At 42.5% G+C, this 22,723-nt stretch carries 22 protein-coding genes; 13 read left to right on the forward strand and 9 right to left on the reverse strand.

Annotation, left to right across the window (positions count from 1 at the left end; translation table 11 throughout):
• Nucleotides 1-4: 4 nt before the first annotated feature.
• Genes H580_RS0114765 through H580_RS0114775 form a run of 3 tightly spaced genes read right to left on the reverse strand, consistent with a single transcriptional unit; the run spans nt 5 to nt 2,604 of the window.
• Entirely contained in the window at nt 5-814 is an 810-nt protein-coding gene (locus H580_RS0114765) for an ABC transporter permease (RefSeq protein WP_028595459.1), read from the reverse strand.
• Nucleotides 815-817: 3 nt separating this feature from the next.
• Complete coding sequence (locus H580_RS0114770; RefSeq protein WP_028595460.1) at nt 818-1,627, reverse strand: ABC transporter permease; 810 nt, start codon at nt 1,625-1,627, stop codon at nt 818-820.
• Complete coding sequence (locus H580_RS0114775; protein WP_028595461.1) at nt 1,624-2,604, reverse strand: ABC transporter ATP-binding protein; 981 nt, start codon at nt 2,602-2,604, stop codon at nt 1,624-1,626. Before H580_RS0114775 ends, H580_RS0114770 begins: the two co-directional genes overlap by 4 nt.
• A 254-nt stretch (nt 2,605-2,858) precedes the next feature.
• On the opposite strand from H580_RS0114775, the gene H580_RS0114780 reads away from it, so the two are divergent.
• The 6 genes from H580_RS0114780 (at nt 2,859) to H580_RS0114805 (ending at nt 9,780) form a co-directional block, all read left to right on the forward strand.
• A complete protein-coding gene (locus H580_RS0114780) occupies nt 2,859-3,686 on the forward strand; it encodes an undecaprenyl-diphosphate phosphatase (RefSeq protein ID WP_028595462.1) in 828 nt (275 codons plus the stop codon).
• A 356-nt stretch (nt 3,687-4,042) separates the two neighbouring features.
• A complete protein-coding gene (locus H580_RS0114785; protein ID WP_028595463.1) occupies nt 4,043-5,812 on the forward strand; it encodes an ABC transporter substrate-binding protein in 1,770 nt (589 codons plus the stop codon).
• Between the two features lie 62 nt (nt 5,813-5,874).
• Nucleotides 5,875-6,828, forward strand: a complete 954-nt coding sequence (locus tag H580_RS0114790) for an ABC transporter permease (protein WP_028595464.1) — start codon at nt 5,875-5,877, stop codon at nt 6,826-6,828.
• A gap of 15 nt (nt 6,829-6,843) precedes the next feature.
• Nucleotides 6,844-7,788 carry an oligopeptide ABC transporter permease gene (gene opp4C / locus H580_RS0114795; protein WP_028595465.1) on the forward strand — a complete coding sequence of 315 codons (945 nt, stop codon included), beginning with the start codon at nt 6,844-6,846 and terminating at the stop codon, nt 7,786-7,788.
• A gap of 5 nt (nt 7,789-7,793) precedes the next feature.
• A complete protein-coding gene (locus H580_RS24400; RefSeq protein WP_051217535.1) occupies nt 7,794-8,840 on the forward strand; it encodes an ABC transporter ATP-binding protein in 1,047 nt (348 codons plus the stop codon).
• On the forward strand, nt 8,800-9,780 hold the full coding sequence (locus H580_RS0114805) for an ABC transporter ATP-binding protein (protein ID WP_028595466.1): 981 nt from the start codon (nt 8,800-8,802) through the stop codon (nt 9,778-9,780). Before H580_RS24400 ends, H580_RS0114805 begins: the two co-directional genes overlap by 41 nt.
• A gap of 190 nt (nt 9,781-9,970) precedes the next feature.
• Here the strand turns inward: H580_RS0114805 and H580_RS24405 are convergent, their stop codons facing one another.
• From H580_RS24405 to H580_RS0114835, 6 genes are all read right to left on the reverse strand, one after another.
• Nucleotides 9,971-11,224 carry an ArnT family glycosyltransferase gene (locus H580_RS24405; protein WP_036605427.1) on the reverse strand — a complete coding sequence of 418 codons (1,254 nt, stop codon included), beginning with the start codon at nt 11,222-11,224 and terminating at the stop codon, nt 9,971-9,973.
• A gap of 96 nt (nt 11,225-11,320) precedes the next feature.
• Nucleotides 11,321-11,656 (reverse strand): EamA family transporter, encoded by a 336-nt coding sequence (locus H580_RS0114815; protein ID WP_036605332.1) that lies wholly within the window; start codon nt 11,654-11,656, stop codon nt 11,321-11,323.
• Complete coding sequence (locus H580_RS0114820; RefSeq protein WP_028595468.1) at nt 11,649-11,996, reverse strand: DUF2304 domain-containing protein; 348 nt, start codon at nt 11,994-11,996, stop codon at nt 11,649-11,651. Before H580_RS0114820 ends, H580_RS0114815 begins: the two co-directional genes overlap by 8 nt.
• A gap of 7 nt (nt 11,997-12,003) precedes the next feature.
• The gene (locus H580_RS0114825; RefSeq protein WP_028595469.1) at nt 12,004-12,693 is read right to left on the reverse strand and encodes a glycosyltransferase family 2 protein; all 690 of its coding nucleotides are present in this window, start codon (nt 12,691-12,693) and stop codon (nt 12,004-12,006) included.
• 1 nt (nt 12,694) lies between these two features.
• Nucleotides 12,695-14,005, reverse strand: a complete 1,311-nt coding sequence (locus H580_RS0114830) for a glycosyltransferase family 39 protein (protein ID WP_028595470.1) — start codon at nt 14,003-14,005, stop codon at nt 12,695-12,697.
• Nucleotides 14,006-14,226: 221 nt separating this feature from the next.
• Complete coding sequence (locus tag H580_RS0114835; RefSeq protein WP_157282931.1) at nt 14,227-15,501, reverse strand: cell wall-binding repeat-containing protein; 1,275 nt, start codon at nt 15,499-15,501, stop codon at nt 14,227-14,229.
• A 477-nt stretch (nt 15,502-15,978) separates the two neighbouring features.
• Between H580_RS0114835 and qoxA the strand changes: the two genes are divergently transcribed.
• The 7 genes from qoxA to H580_RS0114875 all read left to right on the forward strand — a co-directional run bounded on the left by qoxA (nt 15,979) and on the right by H580_RS0114875 (nt 22,678).
• Nucleotides 15,979-16,929 carry a cytochrome aa3 quinol oxidase subunit II gene (gene qoxA, locus H580_RS0114840; RefSeq protein ID WP_028595472.1) on the forward strand — a complete coding sequence of 317 codons (951 nt, stop codon included), beginning with the start codon at nt 15,979-15,981 and terminating at the stop codon, nt 16,927-16,929.
• 32 nt (nt 16,930-16,961) lie between these two features.
• A complete protein-coding gene (gene qoxB / locus H580_RS0114845; RefSeq protein WP_028595473.1) occupies nt 16,962-18,923 on the forward strand; it encodes a cytochrome aa3 quinol oxidase subunit I in 1,962 nt (653 codons plus the stop codon).
• On the forward strand, nt 18,920-19,516 hold the full coding sequence (gene qoxC / locus H580_RS0114850; RefSeq protein WP_028595474.1) for a cytochrome aa3 quinol oxidase subunit III: 597 nt from the start codon (nt 18,920-18,922) through the stop codon (nt 19,514-19,516). Before qoxB ends, qoxC begins: the two co-directional genes overlap by 4 nt.
• A 5-nt stretch (nt 19,517-19,521) precedes the next feature.
• Nucleotides 19,522-19,806: a cytochrome aa3 quinol oxidase subunit IV gene (qoxD, locus tag H580_RS0114855; RefSeq protein WP_028595475.1), complete on the forward strand. Its 285-nt coding sequence runs from the start codon at nt 19,522-19,524 to the stop codon at nt 19,804-19,806.
• A gap of 317 nt (nt 19,807-20,123) precedes the next feature.
• Nucleotides 20,124-20,855, forward strand: coding sequence for a response regulator transcription factor (locus tag H580_RS0114865; protein ID WP_245583573.1), 732 nt, complete (start codon nt 20,124-20,126; stop codon nt 20,853-20,855).
• Entirely contained in the window at nt 20,845-22,230 is a 1,386-nt protein-coding gene (locus H580_RS0114870; RefSeq protein WP_028595477.1) for a sensor histidine kinase, read from the forward strand. The genes H580_RS0114865 and H580_RS0114870 overlap by 11 nt, the downstream gene beginning before the upstream one ends.
• Before the next feature lie 100 nt (nt 22,231-22,330).
• Entirely contained in the window at nt 22,331-22,678 is a 348-nt protein-coding gene (locus tag H580_RS0114875; protein WP_028595478.1) for a hypothetical protein, read from the forward strand.
• Nucleotides 22,679-22,723 lie beyond the last annotated feature (45 nt).

Below are 22,723 nucleotides of genomic sequence, written 5' to 3' on the forward strand. Positions count from 1 at the left end.
CAAGTTATAAGCTGGAACTGTTATATTGACGAAGTGCGTATTTCCAAACGGTTCGAATAAGGAAGAAAAACAACACCGGTGCTGCCAAGGCCCAAATTAACTGGAGCGCCGATAGCTTTCCCAATACAAACAATGGACCATAGTTTGTAATCAAGAAAAACGGCAGTATGAATGTTCCAATATGCTGAATAGCGCGATGGTAAAGACTAGCCGGCATATTGTTGGCATCCCATAACGCATACGATATTTCGGCTGCTGCACTTGTGTCTAGTAACCAAAAGGACAAGAGCGAAGGAATGATCATAAGACAATAGGTCAATATAACACCGACGAGCAAAAAGACGATAAAGCCAACCACTGTCTCCCACGTCCACATTATAGAAGATGCATTCCAGCCTTTTGTAATTAACACGATGCCTGTTATTACATTAGGAAATGCCATCCCTAAATCGATATGTCGTAAGGATACTAGAAACTGAAGCGATATAGGCTTGGTCATCATCATATCAAGTGCGCCGCCGCGTATCGTTTGGCCTAGTAGTAAGAAGTTTTGAAAAAAGAACCCCATATAAATACCTGTAAAAACAAAATGAACGCCCAAAAACATCAATATCACATCGGGTGACAAACCATCAATATGAAGATTCGTTTTGAAAACGAGTAATACATATAACAGCTTCGCAATAAGAAATGCAACCTCAGCTACAATGCCTGTAATGAAGTTAAAGCGATATTCCATTTGACTCATTAGCGAGTATTTGACAAAAAGACGGAGGATGTGCAAATGCCTTTTCACTTCTGACCAATGTATCATCGCTCAACCTCCTAAACCCAAATATCGCTTGAATCCCAGCTTCCAGCTTGTATAAGCCACACCACCCAACACCACACTCCAGACTAGCTGTATCAGCAAACCTAGCCATAACTCTGAAGCCGGTATAATGCCTGTCCACACATTTACTGGCCAGTAAATCATGTAATAGAACGGGAGTACGGATATAACGGATCGGAAACCTTCACCAAATAACTCAAGAGGAAACATCCCTCCACTGACAATATTAATAACTAAAGACGTTACAACGAAGAAATAGGATATGTCAGCTAGCCAAAATGCAATGGCAGAAACAGCGAAAGAAAGAAGGAAGCTAATAACCATTGCCATGACGATCGATAAGATAAAAATAACGATTCGTTCAGGCTCGTGCTCTAGATGACGGGATGCTGGTGAAACGAAGAGGATGAGCGTAATAATGACGATAAAGCCAATTATATAGAGCAGCTTCTGACCGAAGTAATGACAAAGGCGAAAGCCAAAATAGCTGATTGGCTGAATCAAATAACGATTCAAACCCCCTGTCTTAATATCATTGGATACCGCATGCTCCATATTTGTCATGACAAGTTTGGATACTACTGCCGCTAGAATGGTATAGGCGATCATCTGCTCATAGGAATAGCCAAACAAAGTTGAATCGCTATAACTCCGATAGACAGTAGACCAAATATAATATTGTACGACCGCTGGAACGAATGCACTAATGAGAGATAGAAAAAAGTTCGAGCGATATTCCAACGCATGCTGGAGGCCGAAGCGAAATATGACAGTATATTGGTTGGTATTTTTCATGACTGCCTCTGAAATAAAGCCTCAATGCCTTCTTCAGCACCGATCTCAGCGATTAGCATATCCGAGACAGGCAGCAGTTCCAACAACTGACGTGAAGAATCTGCAATATTGGCAGAATCTAATTCAATTACTGCTGTTGTACCATCATGATGCAGTACATTTCCAAATGGCAGCAGTCTCGCTCCCTCAACATGCTCATGGAATTGTAGTTTCATAATGCGTTTATCACCATATTCAGCGTTAACTTGCTGAAGTTCTCCATCATATGTGATACGACCACCTTGGATCAGAATGACTCTAGGACAAAGATCTTCGATATCTTTCATATAGTGGCTTGTTAATATGATAGTCGCATTCGTTTGTTCATTATAATGTCGTAAAAATTGCCGGATTGCTTTTTGAGCAAGTAAATCAAGACCAATCGTTGGCTCGTCCAAAAAGAGCAGCTTCGGACGATGGATTAAGGATGCGATCAGTTCCAATTTCATCCGTTCACCTAACGATAATCTTCTAACTTGAACATGCAATAGATCTCGGACACCTAGCATTTCAGTTAGTTCGTCTAGCGTTCGTTGATAACTATCTTGTTCAACTTGGTAAATGCATTTGTTTAAGTAGATGGAATCTGCTGCAGGAAGGTCTGGCCAAAGTTGACTTTTTTGTCCCATGACGATGGAGAATTGCTGTTTGAAGTCTTTATGTCGTTTCCATGGAGTATAACCCATAACCGTTGCGGAGCCACCAGTTGGATGAAGAATACCCGAAAGCATTTTCAAAGTGGTTGACTTCCCTGCCCCATTTGGACCAAGAAACCCTACCATTTCTCCTTGACGGATAGAGAAACTTACATGATCAACAGCCATTTTAGTTAGTGTATTACGGTGAATAAGATTTTTAAACGAGTGGATAATACCAGTATCTTTCTTGTAGTAAGTAAACGCTTTCGTAAGTTGTTTTACTTCAATAATCTGTTCCATAGGACATCCCCTTTGTAGAGAACATACTGCGACATGATCATTCATTAGCAACATTGTAGGCGCTATAATGACAAATGTCCACGAATTCTGTTCAGATTCCGAAAAAAATCTCTACTATCCGTATTATCCCCCTCTTCCATTACCAATCTCATACAATTGTTAGCTATCCTTTCTATCACTACCGTTTCTGTAAAAAAAACAGTATAATAGTGCCTATGTGAACTTTTATCTCGTGATGTAGGAGCGTGACATTGTTGAATTTGTGGGAATTATTTGTGGCATTTATACTGGGCATTGTAGAGGGCTTGACGGAATTCGCCCCAGTCTCATCTACAGGTCACATGATACTAGTAGATGACTTTTTACTTCATTCTAAAGAGTTATTCTCTCCGCCGGTGGCGAATACCTTCAAAGTCGTCATTCAGCTCGGTTCGATTCTAGCCGTTGTAGTCGTATTTAAAGATCGGATCTTGAACTTGCTCGGCTTGAAGAAAAATATGCCGGGTGCAGAAAATGGACCAAAACTAACGCTTGCTCAAGTATTAGTTGGTTTAATCCCAGCTGGTGTGCTAGGCGTATTGTTCGAGGATTACATTGATGAGTATTTATTCTCGGTTGAAACGGTACTCATTGGACTCGTTATTGGTGCTGTATTGATGATTATTGCAGACTATGCTCGTCCGAAGCGACCTTCTGCGGAAACAGTTGACCAGATCACGTATAAGCAGGCACTTGGAACTGGATTGTTCCAATGTCTCGGCCTATGGCCTGGCTTCTCTCGTTCTGGATCGACAATTTCTGGTGGTGTATTGCTAGGAATGAGCCACCGTGCTGCTTCTGACTTCACCTTTATTATGGCCATTCCGATTATGCTTGGTGCGAGCGGATTGTCCTTATTGAAGAACTGGAAGTACTTCACGATTGACGCTCTTCCATTTTTCATCGTTGGATTTATTAGCGCATTTATATTTGCTTTGATCTCGATTCGCTTCTTCTTGAAGCTTATCAATCGTGTTAAACTCGTTCCATTCGCAATTTATCGCATTGTGTTGGCAGCTGTTATTTACTTCGTGTTCCTGTAAGCTGTACAACAATTGTGCCAATTAGCGCACAACCTTAGGCATCGTGAATTTGCACCTGTGCATCTTTCATTGAAAAGAGGCTGTCCCAAAGTCATGTACATTGGCTTCGGAGATAGCCTCTTTTATATATCCCCGAATATTGGCTGCAATTGTTCTTTCCGAAATGAAGCTAAGCCATCTTCAGCAACCCGATGGAAATCGTTCACATTCATTATTGAATTCGCTTTCATAATAGTTGACGTTGCTACTTTTATGCAAAATAACAACATGTCGGCCTATTGTTGACTTTTCCAATCGGAATAAAATAACATTGCTAACATCAACGAACGAGTTGTTCATCAAAAGGAGGATGTCCTATGAAAAAACAAGTACTATCCCTATTCATCGTGCTGCTGGCTTCATCCATGCTGTTCACAGCTTGCACATCTAATGAATCGAAGCCAAGCGCATCTTCAGCGCCTTCTGCGGCAGCCAATTCAAATGCCGGAACTGCTAACTCGACTGCTCAAACAAATACATCAGCAGCAGTGAGTACAAAAGTGACCGATCTGGGGACTGGTATTATTCAAGCCTCCGACCCATCTAAGCTGCCGGAATCCGCAAAAAAGCGCAATGACACCTTTATTGCTGGTCTGACAGAACCAAGCGGTGCCTTCACACCCCATTTCCATCAAAGTGGATATGACGGAAACGTTGCTTCCGTGCTGTTTGCTCCACTCGTGACGGTTGACGAGAATGGGAAAATCGTACCTTACCTTGCTGATAAATGGGAGATTTCCAAAGACCAGCTTACGTATAAATTCCACTTAAATAAAGATTTGAAGTTCAGTGACGGATCTCCACTTACTGCCGAAGACGTTGCCTTTACACTCACCATCCTGCATGACAAAAACTATGATGGCGGAACAGATATTTTTGCAAGCCATATTAAAGGCGGCTTAGCTTATAAAGAAGGAAAAGCTACGTCCGTTGCTGGTATTAAAGTTATTGATCCGCAAACGATTCAAATTGAAACCGATGAAGTCAATGCAACGGCACTGCTTACATTAGGCGGCCAAGTTCTTTCCAAAGCCTATTACGGAAAAGACTACAAATTCGGCAGTCTCGAATACATTCGAGAGCTTCACGCGAAGCCAGTAGGCGCCGGTCCATACAAGCTGGATAAGCATTTACCAGGTCAAGAACTTCGCTTCACGGCCAATGAGCACTTCTTCAAAGGTAAACCTAAGATCGAACGCTTTATTTACAAAACAACCGAAGGCGATGCATTCCAATTTATCGAAACAGGAGAACAGGATTATGCAGCGTTTTCCGCTACGCAAGACAATTTAGATAAGCTGCAAAAACTAGGCTTCCTCAACCTCAAGTTAAACACATCAAGCGCCTACGGCTACATTTCTATTAACCACAAGAAACCGTATTTCAAAGATAAAAAGCTTCGCCAAGCACTCATCTACGGACTAGATCGTAAAACCATTGTTGAAGGGGTATCCCAAGGTTCTGCACAAGTTGCTAATATTCCTACTTCCCCTACTTCTTGGTCGTACACGGAAGAAGGAATTAATCCATACCATTACGATGCTGAAAAAGCAAAAACGCTGCTCGATGAAGCAGGCTGGAAAGAAGGCAGTGACGGCATACGCGAAAAAGATGGCCAGAAGCTTGTCATTCGCTATCTTTCTTCCAAATCCAAAGGATCTGATGCATTAATTGCGATCGCCAAAGAAAACTACTCTGCTATAGGCATCCAATTTGAACCGGAACAATTTGCCGACTTTAACGCTTTGCTCGCAAAAGTAGATGGCGGCGACTATGACTTGGCTTCCTTCTCTACCCCAATGCTTCTAGATCCACATAGCGGCGTATCTGGATTTACGACAGAAGAAGCTAAGGGCTACTCTAATCCAAAAGTCGATCAGTTGATTAAAGAGGGCATCAGCACACTTGATATTGAAAAGCGAAAAGAAGTTTACAAAAAGCTGTATCAAGAGCTGAATGAAGATCCGCCTTATATTTTCTACAGCTATTCTAAGCTACTATACGCTTACAACTCTCGCATCAAAGGGTTAGATCCGAATCCGTACCGCGGAATCGCAACGAGCCTACCGCTGACAAGCATTGAATAAGAAAGGAATGGGACGGATACCTAAGCGGTACCGTCCCTACCTTACTAACAGGAGGCATCTTCATGAGCACTTACGTCATACGCCGAATCATCTATATGCTGCTGACGCTGTTAGGTGCGTCCATGCTTATCTTTTTTCTATATGCACTAACACCTGGTGACTACGTTGACAACAATATGAATATGACTGAACAACGCAAAGCAGAGCTGCGTGAAATTTATGGGTTTAACAAGCCGCTCGTCGAACGATATACAGCATGGCTTGGCAATGTACTGGAAGGCGACTTTGGTTATTCTTTACAGCATCAGAAGCCAATTATGACACTGTTTAACCATTACATTTGGAACTCCTTCCTGCTCGCAGCCGCATCCACCTTTCTTACATGGTTTATCGCGGTTGTAGCGGGCGTGCTGTGTGCTTATAAGTCCCACTCTATTTTTGACAAGAGCGTCACGATCTTTATATTTGCGGCCATGTCGATTCCTTCGTTCTTCATTGGGCTCTTTTTTATTAAGCTGTTTGCCGTTGATGCAGGCATACTGCCTCCAGGAGGAATGATTACGACTGGAAGCAATGCGGAAGGTTGGGCTTATATTATAGAAGTAGCAGAGCATATGATCCTGCCCGTCTTAATTGTTACGTTGCTCGGAACAGGGTCACTGACCCGCTATTTCCGCTCTCATATGCTTGAGGCGATGAAACAAGATTATGTGCGTACAGCTCGTGCTAAAGGCTTGAAAGAACGAATCGTATTGTATCGCCATGCCCTGCGCAATGCTATGCTGCCAGCTATCACTTTAATCGGATTTGAATTGCCAACACTGTTCGGTGGTTCCATTGTCATTGAGAAAATTTTCAACTGGCCTGGCATCGGGCAATTGTACATGCAGTCATTTACGATGCGTGATTATCCGCTGCTAATGGGCTTCACGATGTTAATTGCGATACTTACCGTAATTGGAACCTTTATTTCTGACCTGTTGTACAGACTGGCTGATCCACGAGTACGACTATAGAAAGGAGTATGAGAGATGTCTACAGCCATTGAACAGCTTGCTCCTGAGCAAACGATATCCCCTGCACAACCTACTGCCATTATCGAACGATCATCGTTATGGCGGCAGTCGATACAAAAACTGCGCCGCAATCGAACGGCTATGCTCGGATTCATCTTTATTATCGTGATGTTTGCCGCATGCTTTATTGCTCCCCTGTTTTCTCCCTATGCATCAGGGAAAGTAAACTTGGCTGTTATGAATCAGGCACCAAGTGCTGCACATTGGCTAGGTACCGATCATCTTGGCCGCGACGTATTAACAAGGCTGCTGCAAGCAGGAAGAATATCGCTCACTGTTGGACTTGTTTCGATGATTCTATCCGTAGTCATTGGGACTGTACTTGGTGCCATCGCAAGTTATTATCGGGGAATCGTTGATCAAATCATTATGAGAATTGCCGATCTGCTAATGACAATACCAAACTTGCCATTGCTATTCATTATTGGGGCCATCTTGTCGGAATGGAAAGTGCCTACCGACTATCGACTATATATCGTTATGCTAATGCTGAGTGTTGTCGGATGGCCGGGTTTAGCACGCCTCGTTCGCGGAGAATTGCTTAGTTTACGCGAACGAGACTTTATGCAAGCTGCGGAAGCACTTGGTCTAAACGATCGACGCAAGCTTTTCACGCATTTGCTGCCAAATATTTTCCCGCTTCTTATTGTTGTAGCTACATTAAGTACAGGTGGCGCCATTCTTAGCGAGTCAACACTCAGCTATTTCGGGCTTGGTGTCATGCCTCCCACACCTACTTGGGGAAATATGATTGATGCAGCAAATACACTTATTGATTTTGAGAAACGCCCATGGCTCTGGATTCCGCCAGGATTAGCGATCTTCGCCACCGTCATCGCCATCAATTTATTCGGTGACGGATTAAGAGATGCACTTGATCCGAAGCAGGAAAGGCGGTAGTGGATATGAATCTCCCTTTACAGCATGCACTAGCAAATGAAGCACTACTGCAAGTCAAGCAACTGCAAGTTCACTTCCCTACAGCTGGCGGAACGGTGAAAGCGGTCGACGATATTAGCTTTCAAGTGAAAGCTGGCGAGACGGTATGTATCGTCGGAGAATCAGGATGCGGCAAAAGCGTAACTGCACTTGCTCTAATGGGTTTATTGGCAGAATCAGAGGGTTGTCAAGTTACAGGTGATATCAGGTTGGCCGATCAATCATTGAACAAATTGAACAAACAACAACTACGTCGGCTTCGTGGCAATCAATTGAGCATGATCTTTCAAGAGCCGATGAGTTCATTTAATCCTGTTTTGACCATCGGTAGACAATTGATAGAACCGTTGCAGGAACATTTGCGCTTGAAGAAAAAGGAAGCAATAACAAAAGCCATTGAGCTGATTCGTTCAGTCGGCATTGCACGTCCAGAATCGATGCTCGATGCGTATCCGCATGAATTAAGTGGGGGTATGCTCCAGCGTATGATGATCGCGATGGCGATCGCTTGCCGTCCTCAACTGCTTATTGCAGATGAACCTACTACTGCACTAGACGTAACGATTCAAGCCCAAATTCTTGATTTGCTGCGGCGTATTAAAAAGGAGCATGGTACGTCCATCATATTTATTACACATGATCTAGGCGTTGTCGCGGAGATGGCTGACTATGTCATCGTCATGTATGCTGGCAAGATCGTAGAGCAAGCACCCGTCATTGAACTATTCGATAACCCGAAGCATCCTTATACGCAAGGCTTGCTTCGTTCCAAGCCCGTTCTACACAGTCACAAAGAGACATTGTATTCGATTCCTGGCCAAGTTCCTCATCCGCTGGAAATCGGGGATTACTGCTCCTTTTATGAACGATGCGATTATGCAACTAGCAAATGCCGATCAAGCAGACCACATTTGCAAACGGTTGGTGAAGGTCATAAATTAGCGTGCTGGCTGATTGAAAAGGAGGCGGCTCATGATGGTACCAAGCACACAGCAGCAGCTAATCGTCGTTGATCGGCTCAAAAAGTATTTCCCTGTGAAAACAGGGCTGCTTCAGCGTACAAACGGCCATGTCAAAGCCGTGGACGATGTGAGCTTTGTTATAAATAAAGGCGATACATTCGGATTAGTTGGCGAATCAGGCAGCGGCAAAAGTACACTTGGCAGAACGCTGCTTCGTCTAAGTGATAAGACTGATGGTACCGTTCAATATCAAGGACAAGATTTGCATGAGCTATCTAAGTCAGATATGCGCCGATTGAGACCGAAGCTGCAATTTATTTTTCAGGATCCGTACAGTTCCTTAAATCCTCGGATTCGCATTGGTGACGCGATTGGAGAAGCATTAATCCAACACGGATTATGTTCACAGGAAGAGGTTGCTGAACGGGTAGCAGAGGTGCTGGCATTATGCGGCATGTCCAGCTACCATATGGACCGCTACCCGCATGAATTTTCCGGTGGTCAGCGTCAACGTATCGGAATCGCCCGGGCGATTATTTTAAATCCTGATTTTGTTGTTGCGGATGAACCACTCTCCGCGCTTGATGTTTCCATACAGGCTCAAATCATTAATTTGTTCCGCAAGCTGCAAGAACAGCGCAGCTTAACTTATTTATTCATCTCTCATGATTTAAGTGTCGTTCAACATCTGTGCAACCGTGTCGGGGTAATGTACTTAGGCTCGTTAGTCGAGCTAGGTCCACGAGATGAATGCTTCAGCAGGCCTCTTCACCCTTATACACAAGCACTACTATCTGCCGTACCTATTCCAGATCCACGGGCGAAACGTGAACGCATCGTATTACAGGGAGATCCACCTAGCCCAGTAAATCCGCCGGCAGGCTGTAAGTTCCATACCCGCTGTCCATTGGCACAGTCCAGGTGCCGGGAAGAAACGCCACTCCTCCGCCATCATGGATACGGCCACTATGCAGCTTGTCATCTTATTTAATACGCCTTCACCTCTAGCTGTTAGCTTCTCCCCATGTGCTAACGGCACCTATCATATCTCTCCTATAAGGCCCCTGCTTTAAAACGCGAAAAACGTGATTACCTTCAAAAAAAGAACCTTCCCTCACAAAATCGATTGTGAATGAGAAGGTTCTTCCCCTTTTTATTACATATGTTCCTTTGTATTGTCATTACTTATTGCGCACAACTGCAAGGAGTCGATCAACAAAGAAAGCGGCAAACATTAATAAGAAGATAACGGTAGGATATCCATAACGTGAGAACGCCACAAACGGCATATAAATAGCAGTAAAGTAAGCGAACGTCAGCAGTACAGGCAGCATTCTTGTGAAAGGTATACGAATGAAGGCCCACAGCATACCCATAACACTAATACTCATCAATATCACTTGTGCCACGTTCATAAATGAACGGCTAATTGGCCATATTGGGCGCCAATAGTATGGGATATTGTACAAGTTGTGCAGCTTGCCGATCGTATACCAATGGACATAATTCCAAGTGTCATAAACAAATCCATATTTTAAAATGTCCAACCCTTTGCTTACTGCTGAACCATCTGAACCTGCAAATATCGTCTTCGGATCATATTGTGGATAAGCATCGAAGAAGCCCGCTGGCGGCAATTGATAGTTAATTCTAGTGCCTAGCAAAAATGGGCTGCCTGCTGAATTGGTAAACAAGATGAAACGGTCAAATATAATCATGTTGCGTATCCACCATGGCGCCAATAATACCATATAGGTACCTGCTATTATGAATGTATATCGTACCATATCCCGCCAATGCACTTTGTTCATCCACCATAGAATAAGTAATATAGCTGGATAAAGCGTAGCATGCGGCTTAAAGTAAGCCAGAAATGCAACGATAACTCCAATCCATATGTACGAAGATGTCTTGCCAGACTCTACAGCTACGATAATGATGCACACGAGCAGCAGCAATGCCGTACGGAACATCGTCTCGGACAAAATAACACCTGAAGAGAAATAATCCGGCATGTAAAACATGCTAATACCACAGACAATATATGCGGTACGTGTATTAAACGTATAGCGTGCAATAAAGAAGATAAGAAATATCGATATGGCTTGCAGCATACATTGAAAAAGACGAAAAGCAATAATTGCCCCATCACCTTCTCCGAATACAGCCATAAAGCCCGCCAGTATAATCGAAATTCCTGGCATAATAAACGCAGACGGCTCATTTCCAGAGTTATATACGAGTGTTCCTTCATTTAATAATACTCTTGCGCTATGTAAGTATTTTACGTCATCATTGTTAGGGTTGTGCAAATCACCTAGTAAGAAGTAATTGTGGTGCGCCAGTACAAAGAAAGACGATAATAAAAATACAAATAAGGCCATAATCGATAATGTTCGTTTCGTTTTAAAATCCATACTAAAAAAAGACGTCATACGTTCACTCCTAGTTTAAGTAAGCTGCGGCCTCTCCTACATTCCGTATGGAATTGTGTTCGAGTATGAAGCTGTTCCCATTACATAATCAATCAGCTACTTCGCTATCAAATAAACGCCAATGAGAATAACCACCGCCCCAACCCATTTTGTTGGTGATACAGGTTCACTAAAAATAAAGAAGGCTGCTGCAATTCCGAGTATATAAGAAATGCTTTGCAGCGGGTATGCTACACTTAGCGGCAATCTACTTAACACAACAAACCATAAAATTGTAGCAATACCGTACAGAGACAAGCCGCCAATAACATACCAAGAAGTTATGATTTTGTTCCAAACTAATCCTCCAGCCTTCTCAATTCCCAGCTTGAACAAAATTTGACCTGTAACGAGTAATATAATATTGGCAAATAAAATTAAATAATTAATCATGATCGCGCTCCGTCACACCTCGTTCTCGCAATATGGTAATCTCTTGCGTCAATCGAAGTAATTGCTTCGACATCTTTGTAATGACAACCGTGAGATGAATTATAAGCGCAAAGCAGAACAGCAAGCCAAACAGAAACAATAAAGCAGGCGCATACTTTACATCCAACCAGAGCGATATGTTCTCAATAAGTCGCACATCGATGGATACGATAATCAGAAACACACTAAACCCAATCCATAGTAATGAGTACTGTTCTTTTAACTTCTGACGCCGCACCAATTCTAATATTCCGATTAGAAACAGTACGGAAACTACTATTGATAGTACATAAATACTCATCGGTCTATCACCTCTCGTACCGTAACGCAGTCATCAGTACAGCCAACGTTACTTTTGTCATGTAGTAGACCGAGCGTAATGGAGTTATCGAAGAATTACCGCCCAAACGAGCACGCATTTCCGTTGACACCTCCGAAATTCGACAGCCTTTTCGTTTCAAATAAACGATGGATTCCACTTCAGGGTAATCCGTCGGGTAGTATGATGAATACAAAGCAATGACACGTCGGTTTGCTACGCGATAGCCACTAGTTGTATCCGTAATGCGCTGCTTGGTAATCCAAGTAATGATGTTTGAAAAGAAGATCATGCCGATTCTTCGCATTTTTGATGATTGATACGAAGTCTCCTCCACATATCGAGAGCCAATCACAAGATCATGATGCTTAGCATGTTCGATTAGTTTGGGCAGATCTGAGGCACAGTGCTGACCATCCGCATCCATCTGCACGGCGTAATCATAATTCATTCGATGTGCATACATATAGCCAATTTGCATACCGCCCCCGATTCCTACATTGTAAGGAACAGTAAACACTTTAGCCCCTGCCCGCTCAGCAATTTCTGCTGTACGGTCAGTAGAACCATCATTAATAACAACTACATCTACTTCGGGCATATAGTTTCGAAGCTCATCGATGACATGATGTATCGTTGCTTCTTCATTATAAGCAGGAATGATGACGAGAACTTTCATACTACGAACCTCCACTTACAGAATGATGTCGTGTCTTTTGCTTCATCTTTTTCTCATATTGAGCTGCCCACATTCTGTCGATGAAGAACGCAGCAAAAATAATGAGCAGGAACATATTCGGATATCCATACCGTGAAAATGCTACGAACGGAATATAGATAAAGCTGAAATAGCCCAGTGAAGCGAGCAATATACCCGCATTAGGCCACTGCCTTAGCTTTCTTAGCGTCATACCTACACCTGAAACGCCAATGATAAGCAAAATAACTTGGAATATATGTGCCACTATCATTTCTATACCCAGAAGTGGCTTCCAATAATAGGCCAAGATATACAGGGACCCTACTTTCCCTATCGTGAACCAGTAGAGCAAAAGAAGTGGATTATGTTTCAAATGATACGCAAGCATATCGTATCCTCTTTCTTTCAACTGATTATCAGATCCAAGCATAAGCACATCTTTATGTTCTGGGTACTCTTTGTAAAAGTCAGCATCAGGCTCTTGGAAATTAATAAATGTTCCTAATAAAAAAGGATTCCCTGATGATTCCGTAAATACTACGAATTTATCGAACGTAACAACGTTGCGAATCCACCACGGTGACAACAAAATGACGAACACTAGCCCCATTGCTGCCGTATACTTCATCATTTCCTTCCACGTATAACGCTGTTTCCACCAGAACAATAAAAATAGAACGGGCAGCAGCGTTGAATGCGGTTTAAAATAGGCAGCAATCGCTACAAGTAAGCCAACGAGCAAATACCAGCTTGTACGACGTTTCTCTAACGCAACCATCATGACGATAATTAGTAGAAGGAAGATGGTACGGAAGACACTCTCCGATAAAATAACACCTGATGCGAAGTAATCAGGCAAATAAATAGCGCTAATTCCAATTGCAATTAACGCTGTTCGCACGGTAAATACACGATAAGCCAGCCAGAAAATAAACGGAATACATAGTGCTTGCAAAAGGCATTGAAATAGTCGTATTGCAATGACCACTTCATCCCCTTGACCGAAAACAAGCATAAAAGCAGCAATGACAAAAGGCATGCCAGGCATAATGTAGGTACTAGGTTGATCACTCGTGTTGTAAGAAAGCACACCTTCATTGATTAGTACTCGAGCAGTATGCAAATATTTCACGTCATCGTTATCTGGACGCTCAGGATTGCCTAAATAAAAATAATCACCGTATCCAAGTACGATGAGTGAAGACAAAAGTCCGACAACAAGTGTAACAACCCACATGAACCGCTTTGCATATCTTGGAACCGTCGACCAAGATCTCGATTCATTTACCATCTTTTCACCTCATTCACACAACCTTCTCCCATCAATATCCAGAAATAGAACTTATAAAATATATCATAATCTGGTTGCCAACCCAAGTCAATTTATGGAACGAGATATTAAAAGCTAGTTGCTTCACCTCTATTTGGAACCTTACACAGGGCATAATAAAAAGCCCACCTAACAATGTCAGGTGAGCTTAAAGCTTGTCCAATCTCGCTTATATCCTATTATTAGTGATGAGCACCACCATGGTTATTTTCAGATGGAGTCTCATCTTCATCTTTATTTGAAGACGTATTTTCTGATCCTGCGCTGCCATGGTCAGCATGTCCTTTACCACTTGCAGATACAATCTCCAACATGCTGTCTATTTCCCCTTGCGCTTGAGGACTGATATCCTTCTCATTCCCTACAATCCAAGCATGATTAAAGGGTCCTTCTGTAGGTGTCTCCATATATTTAGGCTGTAACGTCATGACATAATCCATCACCGAGTTAGGCATCTTATCTTTCTCTGTCCATATAAGCGGCGCATGTTTCCCAAGATGAGAAAATGGTGCTGCTGATATGGCCAACAAATCATTGCCAGCAGGAACAAAAGATAAGTTGTGTCCCGGTGTCGTAATTCCCCAGCCAAAGCCTGTTGATTCATCTTTATATTTAGCAAAAGCAATAGAATTCTCAATTGGGTTTTTACCAGCGATTCGCTTTACGGTTCCATACTGCTTCAATTTCTTCTCTAAGTCAGCAGATACAATAGACTCAGGTCCGATAATATATATATTTGCCTTGCCATTACGCTTCTCCAATGCTTTTACTGTTGCTTGAGGTATCTCTTTCTTTGTTACATACAACAGTGGCTCGGGCATATGCGCAATCCAGTTACCCGCTGGAATGGTATACGCTGGATTATCCAGTGAGCCTACAATAACACTATTGGGCTGTGAACCTGAAGCTTTCGTATACAGTGTATCAATTTGTGCCGCAATTTCAGCATCATCATTTCCTGACACATATGAAGCTTTAAACCCTGCTGTACTTAATTGATCTTTTACTTTCTGTGAACTCTCTCCAATAACAATGATTTGCTCCTTAGCTTGTCCAATACCAATTGGCTTCAATCGCTTTATTTCATCAATAGTAGCTTGGGGAACACCATTCTTATCCATATATAACAGTGGTCCGTTATTAGGATGATGAACCAAATCCAAACTGGCCAACGCGGACCCCCACCGTTCTATTGGAGCTAGGATGACAGCGCCAGGTCGATTATCGTCTGCGGTGGCAGGCCACAATGTTTTAGATACGAGTACGGCGGACTCCACTGGATGTGAAGAGTTGATCCGCGTTGTATTTTTTGTAGCAATCCAAGGTGCTATGACTTCAGTCACGCTCTTCCCTGCTTCACTTGTTGGCTGTGCTTCTTTTTGGGATGTGCAAGCACTTAGAAACAAAATAGTGAACAAAAGCATAGCTACAGCTTTCGTTGAACGATGTACTTTCATGACATTACCTCCTAACAAGACTATGCTCTTTACGATACCCTTAATTTGTGTAGATTCCGTGTAGGAAAATAAATCACACAATTGTTCCTTTTATGTAAAACCACTTCCTAAATCTGTATATCGATTTCTTGAAAGTGCATTATTTATACTAATTAACAGATTTTACATCTAAAATAAGGAATTTGTCGGAAATATGGAGTTTTTTTGAATAAAAATTGTGACAATTAGGTGTCTTTCCTGTAAAAACATCGTCAACTTACCTTTTAGAATGTATTATCAGTGATGAAGATATTGATGAGAGTCGTACAACTTATGAACAATCGCCACGTTATTGATGTCTATCTCAACTATCACATGGCAATCGTCAACATTATTCGTGATCGATAATGTTAACGTTCTCTCATTGAAGATGTGGTTACACATCAAAATTGACAAACATGCATCAACAAAATGCATCAAACAGAAAGGGGTACCTTAATGAAAAAGAAAGGATCGTTATTAGTCATCTTGACGCTGTTAACATTCCTTCTAAGCGGCTGTACGAGTGAACTACTTGTACTGAATCCGAAAGGACCAGCTGCGGCGTTGTTGTCGGAAACGATTATTTTCTCCGTTCTCATGATGGCTGGAGTTCTAGTCGTAGTCTTTGCACTGTTCACCATCATATTGGTTAAATATCGTGCAAGTAACAGCAGTCCAGACTATGAGCCACCACATGATGAAGGTAGCTTAAAGCTTGAAATTACTTGGACACTTATACCGATTATTATCGTTTCCATTTTGTCGGTCGTAACTGTCAAATCTACCATCGCTGTTGAAAAACCTCCAGCGGGTTACGAGAATCAAAAGCCGCTAATCGTTTACGCAGCTTCATCTAATTACAAATGGCACTTCAGCTATCCGGAACAAGGGATTGAAACGGTTAACTACCTGAACATTCCTACCGGACAAAATGTTGAGTTTAGACTGTATTCTTACGGTCCAATTACAAGCTTCTGGATCCCTCAGTTGGGCGGACAGAAGTATGCCATGTCAGACATGGTAACAAAGCTTAACCTAGTTGCTGATACGCCAGGTTCCATGATGGGTAAGAACAGTAACTTCAGCGGTAAAGGATTCGCAAAAATGGAATTTGAAGTTCTTGCAATGAGCCAAGGAGAATTCGATGAATGGGTAAATGATGTGAAGAAGACGGCTCCTCCATTAACAGAGGAAAAGTACGATCAACTACTCAAAACTGAATTCGTTGGACGTGAATCCTTCTCTAATACGCATCTTGAATTTAGACCAGCTCCAGAAGATCATTCTAGCCATTTCAAGAAACCTGGTCAAAAAGATGAGAATGAATCTGACAATCATGAACACCATGAAGGTCATGGTGAGCAGCATAATGAAGAAACCGAAGTTGAGGATCATTCGAACCACTAAGAGCCATCACTTCACGAAAGGAGTTAACAGGAATGAATTGGGATAAGTTTATCGTTGACGGACTCAAGCACGGCGATCCTTTAATTATTGGCGCCGTTGTAAGTATCGTCTTAGTCTCCATCGCTATCGTTGCTGGCTTGACCTACTTTAAGAAGTGGGGCTATCTATGGAGAGAATGGTTAACAACTGTCGATCATAAAAAAATCGGCGTTATGTATATTATTTCCGCGCTTGTCATGCTATTCCGCGGTGGCGCTGACGGTCTGATGCTTCGTATGCAGCTGGCAGCACCAGAGATGAAATTCTTGACCGCTCAGCACTATAATGAAATATTCTCTGCACACGGTATTATCATGATTCTATTCATGGCAATGCCATTTATTATCGGTATTATGAACGTCGTTATTCCGTTGCAAATCGGTGCACGCGACGTAGCATTCCCGCGTCTGAACGCAGTCAGCTTCTGGTTGTTCTTCTTCGGTGCAATGCTTTATAATATCGCGTTCGTTGTTGGTGGAGCACCTGATGCTGGTTGGACATCGTACTTCCCACTAGCAAGTACAGAGTTTAGTCCAGGTGTAGGTAATAACTATTACGCAATCGCACTTCAGATTGCAGGTCTTGGTACGTTGATGACAGGTGTCAACTTCATCGTAACGATTTTGAAGATGCGTGCACCTGGTATGACGCTTATGCGTATGCCAATGTTTACTTGGTCTACACTTATTACATGTATCATCATCGTATTCGCATTCCCTGTATTAACAGTAGCACTTGCTTTAATGATGTTTGATCGCCTATTCGGTAGTCAGTTCTTCACGATGACCAATGGCGGTATGGATATGCTATGGGCTAACTTGTTCTGGGTATGGGGACATCCTGAAGTATATATCGTTATACTTCCTGCTTTCGGTATTTACAGTGAGATTATTTCTACGTTCTCTAGAAAGAACCTATACGGCTACAAATCAATGGTAGCAAGTATGGCTGTCATCTCTCTCTTGTCATTCTTAGTTTGGGTCCATCACTTCTACACAATGGGCCAAGGCGCAGCAGTTAACAGCTTCTTCTCTATTACGACGATGCTTATTGCTGTTCCGACAGGTGTTAAAATATTTAACTGGTTGTTCACATTACGCAAAGGTAAGATTGTGTTTACGACGCCAATGATGTATTCATTAGCGTTCATCCCTATCTTTACTTTGGGTGGCGTAACGGGTGTTATGCTTGCAATGGCAAGTGCTGACTATCAGTACCACAACACGATGTTCTTGGTTGCTCACTTCCATTACGTATTGATTCCAGGTACCGTATTCGCGGTTATCGCTGGTATGTACTACTGGTTCCCGCTTATCGCTGGATTCAAGCTTGATGAGCGTCAAGGTAAAGCAGCGTTCTGGACAATTGCTATTTCATTCAACGTGACGTTCCTTCCACTCTTCTTCTTGGGTCTGGACGGTATGACACGTCGTCAATACACGTATTCAGCTGAAACAGGCTTCGGTCCGCTGAACTTAATTGCAACAATTGGTTCTGTCGGTCTGATGATTGGTTTTGCTATGTTGGTCTACAACATCATCTGGAGCTTCCGTCACGCACCACGCGAGACAAAAGGCGATGTATGGGATGGTGCAGGACGTACGTTGGAATGGGCAACACATATTCCAGTACCGGTTTACAACTTTGCTGTCGTTCCTGAAGTTGATCGTCTTGATGCTTTCTACTTCGCGAAGAAAGAGAAACGTTCTCTCTTCAAAGATAAGATAGAAAAAATTCATATGCCGAGCAACAACGGTCAACCGTTTATTCTTGGCGCAATCTTCTTCTTCTGGGGATTCTTCATGGTATTCAGCATGTGGAAGTCTGCCATTGTAGCAGGTATCGGGGTTCTTATCTTGCTTGCAATGCGTACGTTCGAGCGTGATCATGGCTTCTATATTCCAGTTGATGAAGTGAAGAAAACGGAACAATCCTATGGAGGTGATTCGGTATGAAAATAGACAACTCATTGCCTCTTGAATACCGGAACGAAGAAAACCGCTTCCGTATAACAGGCTTTTGGATTTTCTTAGGCGCGGAAATCGTACTTTTCGCTACCTTGTTCTTAACGTATTTCACACTCTGGACGCGTACAGGATCTGGCCTTACAGCTGCCGATGTCTTCGTACTTGAGCCAGTTTTGGCAGAAACGTTCATTCTATTAACAAGTAGTTTCACTTGTGGTCTAGCGATTCACGCCATGCGTCAAGGTTTGATAAAACCAACGATGTGGTTCATGGGCATTACTCTATTGCTTGGTGCAGCGTTCTTGGGTATCGAGATTTATGAATTCTACACTTATGTTCATGAAGGCTTGACGCTTCAAACGAGTGCATTTGCTTCTAGCTTGTTCGTATTGCTCGGTACACACGGAGCTCACGTAACATTTGGTCTCCTATGGGGAATCGCGATCATGATCCAGTTGAAACGTGAAGGTTTGAATGAAACAACAGCGAATAAATCATTCATCTTCTCGCTTTACTGGCACTTCTTAGATGTTGTCTGGATCTTTATCTTCAGCTTCGTCTATCTGAAAGGACTGATGTGATCATGATGAAACGACTGTTCCCTATCGGTCACGTGATGGGATTTATCTTCTCTCTCGTCTTGACGTTAGTCGCATTGCTAGTTGTGTATACAGATATGTCCTATGCAATGGGCATGGTCATTCTAGTTTCTACAGCTGTCATTCAAGCTACCGTGCAGTTATTCATGTTCATGCACGTTAACGAATCAAAAGAAGATAGAAACACGCTTTACATCAATATCATTTATGCAGTGGTTGTTAGTCTTATCACGATCTTCGGTTCCCTGTGGACGTTGATCTGGGACTGGTAGTCACAATGAAACAACCCATCAAGTGGACGCATGCATGCTCCCTTGATGGGTTTCTTTTATGTTATAGAGGTATAACCAAATATGTATGATTCCGTCGTTCACTTCTCTTTGCTTCCAACTTAGCAATTTTTTCATTTAAAAATTCTCCCAACAGGTAAACAATAAAGGCAATCACTAAACAAACCACTAGGATAGCGATACCACCAATAGGCGGAAATAAAAATGCTTTATATCGTTTCGATTGGTTTTCAACTTGTACAATTATATAATGAATGAGATAAATGCTTTTGCTGATATCTAGGAGGAAATAATAAATAATGATGATCCCCTCTTTACAAACCTATCGAATCCTCATCGTCGATGATGAAGCAAATATGCGCAATTTAGTACGGATTCACTTGAAGAGAAATGGCTATTTCGTTGAGGAAAGTCCTGATGGTGAACATGCGCTAAACAGGCTTAAAGAGCAATCATTCGATCTCGTCATCGTTGATATTATGATGCCAAATATAGATGGCTGGGAAGTCGTTCAACGTATACGGCAGACGATGAGTATCCCTATCATCATGCTCACTGCTCGTTCAGACAAGAAAGATATTGTCAACGGACTATCCATCGGAGCTGACGATTATTTAGCCAAGCCTTTCGAGCCTGATGAACTCATCGCCAGAATAACAGCCCTACTGCGGCGCTCACATTTCCAATTGGCAGCGCAAGAAGTTCATCACAAAGCATTGCATTTTCCCCAACTCATCATTTACGAAGAGAGCCGTGAAGTGATTGCAAATGGACTACCTATGGAACTTACACCGAAAGAATATGATGTCTTGCATCTTTTAGCCACTCACCCACAACGAGTTTACGATCGGGAGACGATGATTGAACATTTGTGGGGATTAGACTATGACGGAGATTCTCGTTCTGTAGATACCCATGTGAAAAATGTAAGAATGAAAATGGAGCAGGCTCAGTTAGGCTACAATCCTATTCAAACGGTATGGGGGATTGGATACCGCTTCAATGCCAAAGGGACCGCTGATGAGAAATAGAATTGATTTGAAAATAGGAATATCGATTATGTCTGTTTTTCTGTTGCTCTTCCTGCCCACAGCTTTGCTGATGGATCGCTTGGTCGTATCACATACCTATCAGCAGAAACATAAAGAAATGAACGAGCTCGCGCTCCATTTCGTTAGTATGATTAGTAACGATACATCGCTAAAAATGGATGCCCTCGAAACGATGGCAGATTTCACTCGTGTTACGTTGTTCGTGCTCGATAGCCAAGGTAAGGTTACAGCTAGATCCAAACATCATCATGAGATCGATCCTGTCTTTTTAACAGACGAATATATACGAACACTACAAGCAGGAAATCAACTAGAAAAAAATATTACAATCGATAAAACGAGCTACACTATAACTGGTGTCCCTATGATTACGAACGGCAGCCTACAAGGTAGTATCGTTATATTGAACTCACTTACAGATACAGAAGAAATGCTTCAAAGTCATCGACAAATTTTATATCTTGCCGTCATTGCAATTATGTCTGCAGCAGCAGGCATCATCTATTGGCTTTCTAGACGTATATCTAGGCCGATGCGCCAGATGGCTGATGCTACTCGTGCAATCGCTGAGGGACAGCTAGAGACGCGTGTAGAGGTTCTCTCTGACGATGAAGTAGGAAGCTTAGCACATGCAATCAATCATATGGCAGAAGAGCTCAAAAGATATCGTGATTCGCGCAACGAATTCATCGCTAACATCTCTCATGAGTTGAAGACACCTGTAACGTATTTGGAAGGCTATGCACAAGTGATTCAGCAAGAGTGGTATGAGACAGAGGAAGAAAAGCAGCAATACATTGGGATCATTGCAGATGAAGCCAAGCGGCTTAATCGTATCATTCAAGATTTATTTGATCTTACAAAAATGGAAGAAGGTCAGTTCAGCTTGTTGCCTGAGCAAGTTGACATGAACACCATTTGCCAAAGTTCCTTATTAAAGGTTCAGCATATGGCGGAGCAAAAAGGCCTTCAATTGCAAATGTTTGCAGCCGAGCCGCATCCATACATATGGGGAGATCCCGTACGCTTGGAACAAATCATGTTGAATTTACTAGACAACGCCATACGATATACGAAGGCCGGAGATGTATCGATCCGTGTAATAACAGGTACGGAGCAGATTCGAATAACGATCATCGATACAGGTCAAGGCATACCACCAGACGAGCTCTCTTACGTCTTTGAACGCTTCTATCGAGTTGAGAAGTCCCGTTCTAGGCAATACGGTGGCAGCGGCTTAGGATTAGCTATCGTAGCTAAACTCGTTGATATGCATCAAGCCACTATTGACGTACAGAGTCATGAAAGCATAGGTACAACATTTACGATTACATTTCCGCGCCTTCTTTCTTAGCCTATAGACTGGCATAGTCAAGTTGCTTGCATAACACTTTGTTTCCTTAGGGAAACTATGCAGACCATGAATTTGGAAAAGCAAAGGAAGTGTTGTCTCTGTGCTTTATATTTACAGCGTAAGCAGCTTATTGGCAGGGCTATTTATCGTAAATGCGATATTTGCTTATCAAACAAAACACATTGATCCTGCCTTATGGCCCACTGTAAAATATCAGCTTGCTGTCCTCCCCTTGTTCTGGCTAGCAAGCTTGGCGATCGGCTATGGGATCAAGTTCGGCTACAAAGCGATTGGACAATTGACGTTCGTCTTAACTGCATCCAAAGGTATTGAAATCGTCGTCTGCATTGCACTAGGGTACTGGTTTATGCAAGAAGTACCGACATGGAAAACATGGGCAGGGCTAGCAATCGTCATTGTTGGCTTTTTTATTTCCAAACTAAAATAGCACCGTTCGTACTCAAATCATTGGGTACGAACGGTGCTATCTTTG

The sequence above is a fragment of the Paenibacillus assamensis DSM 18201 genome (genome assembly GCF_000422445.1).
GTDB classification, from domain to species: Bacteria; Bacillota; Bacilli; order Paenibacillales; family Paenibacillaceae; genus Paenibacillus_B; species Paenibacillus_B assamensis.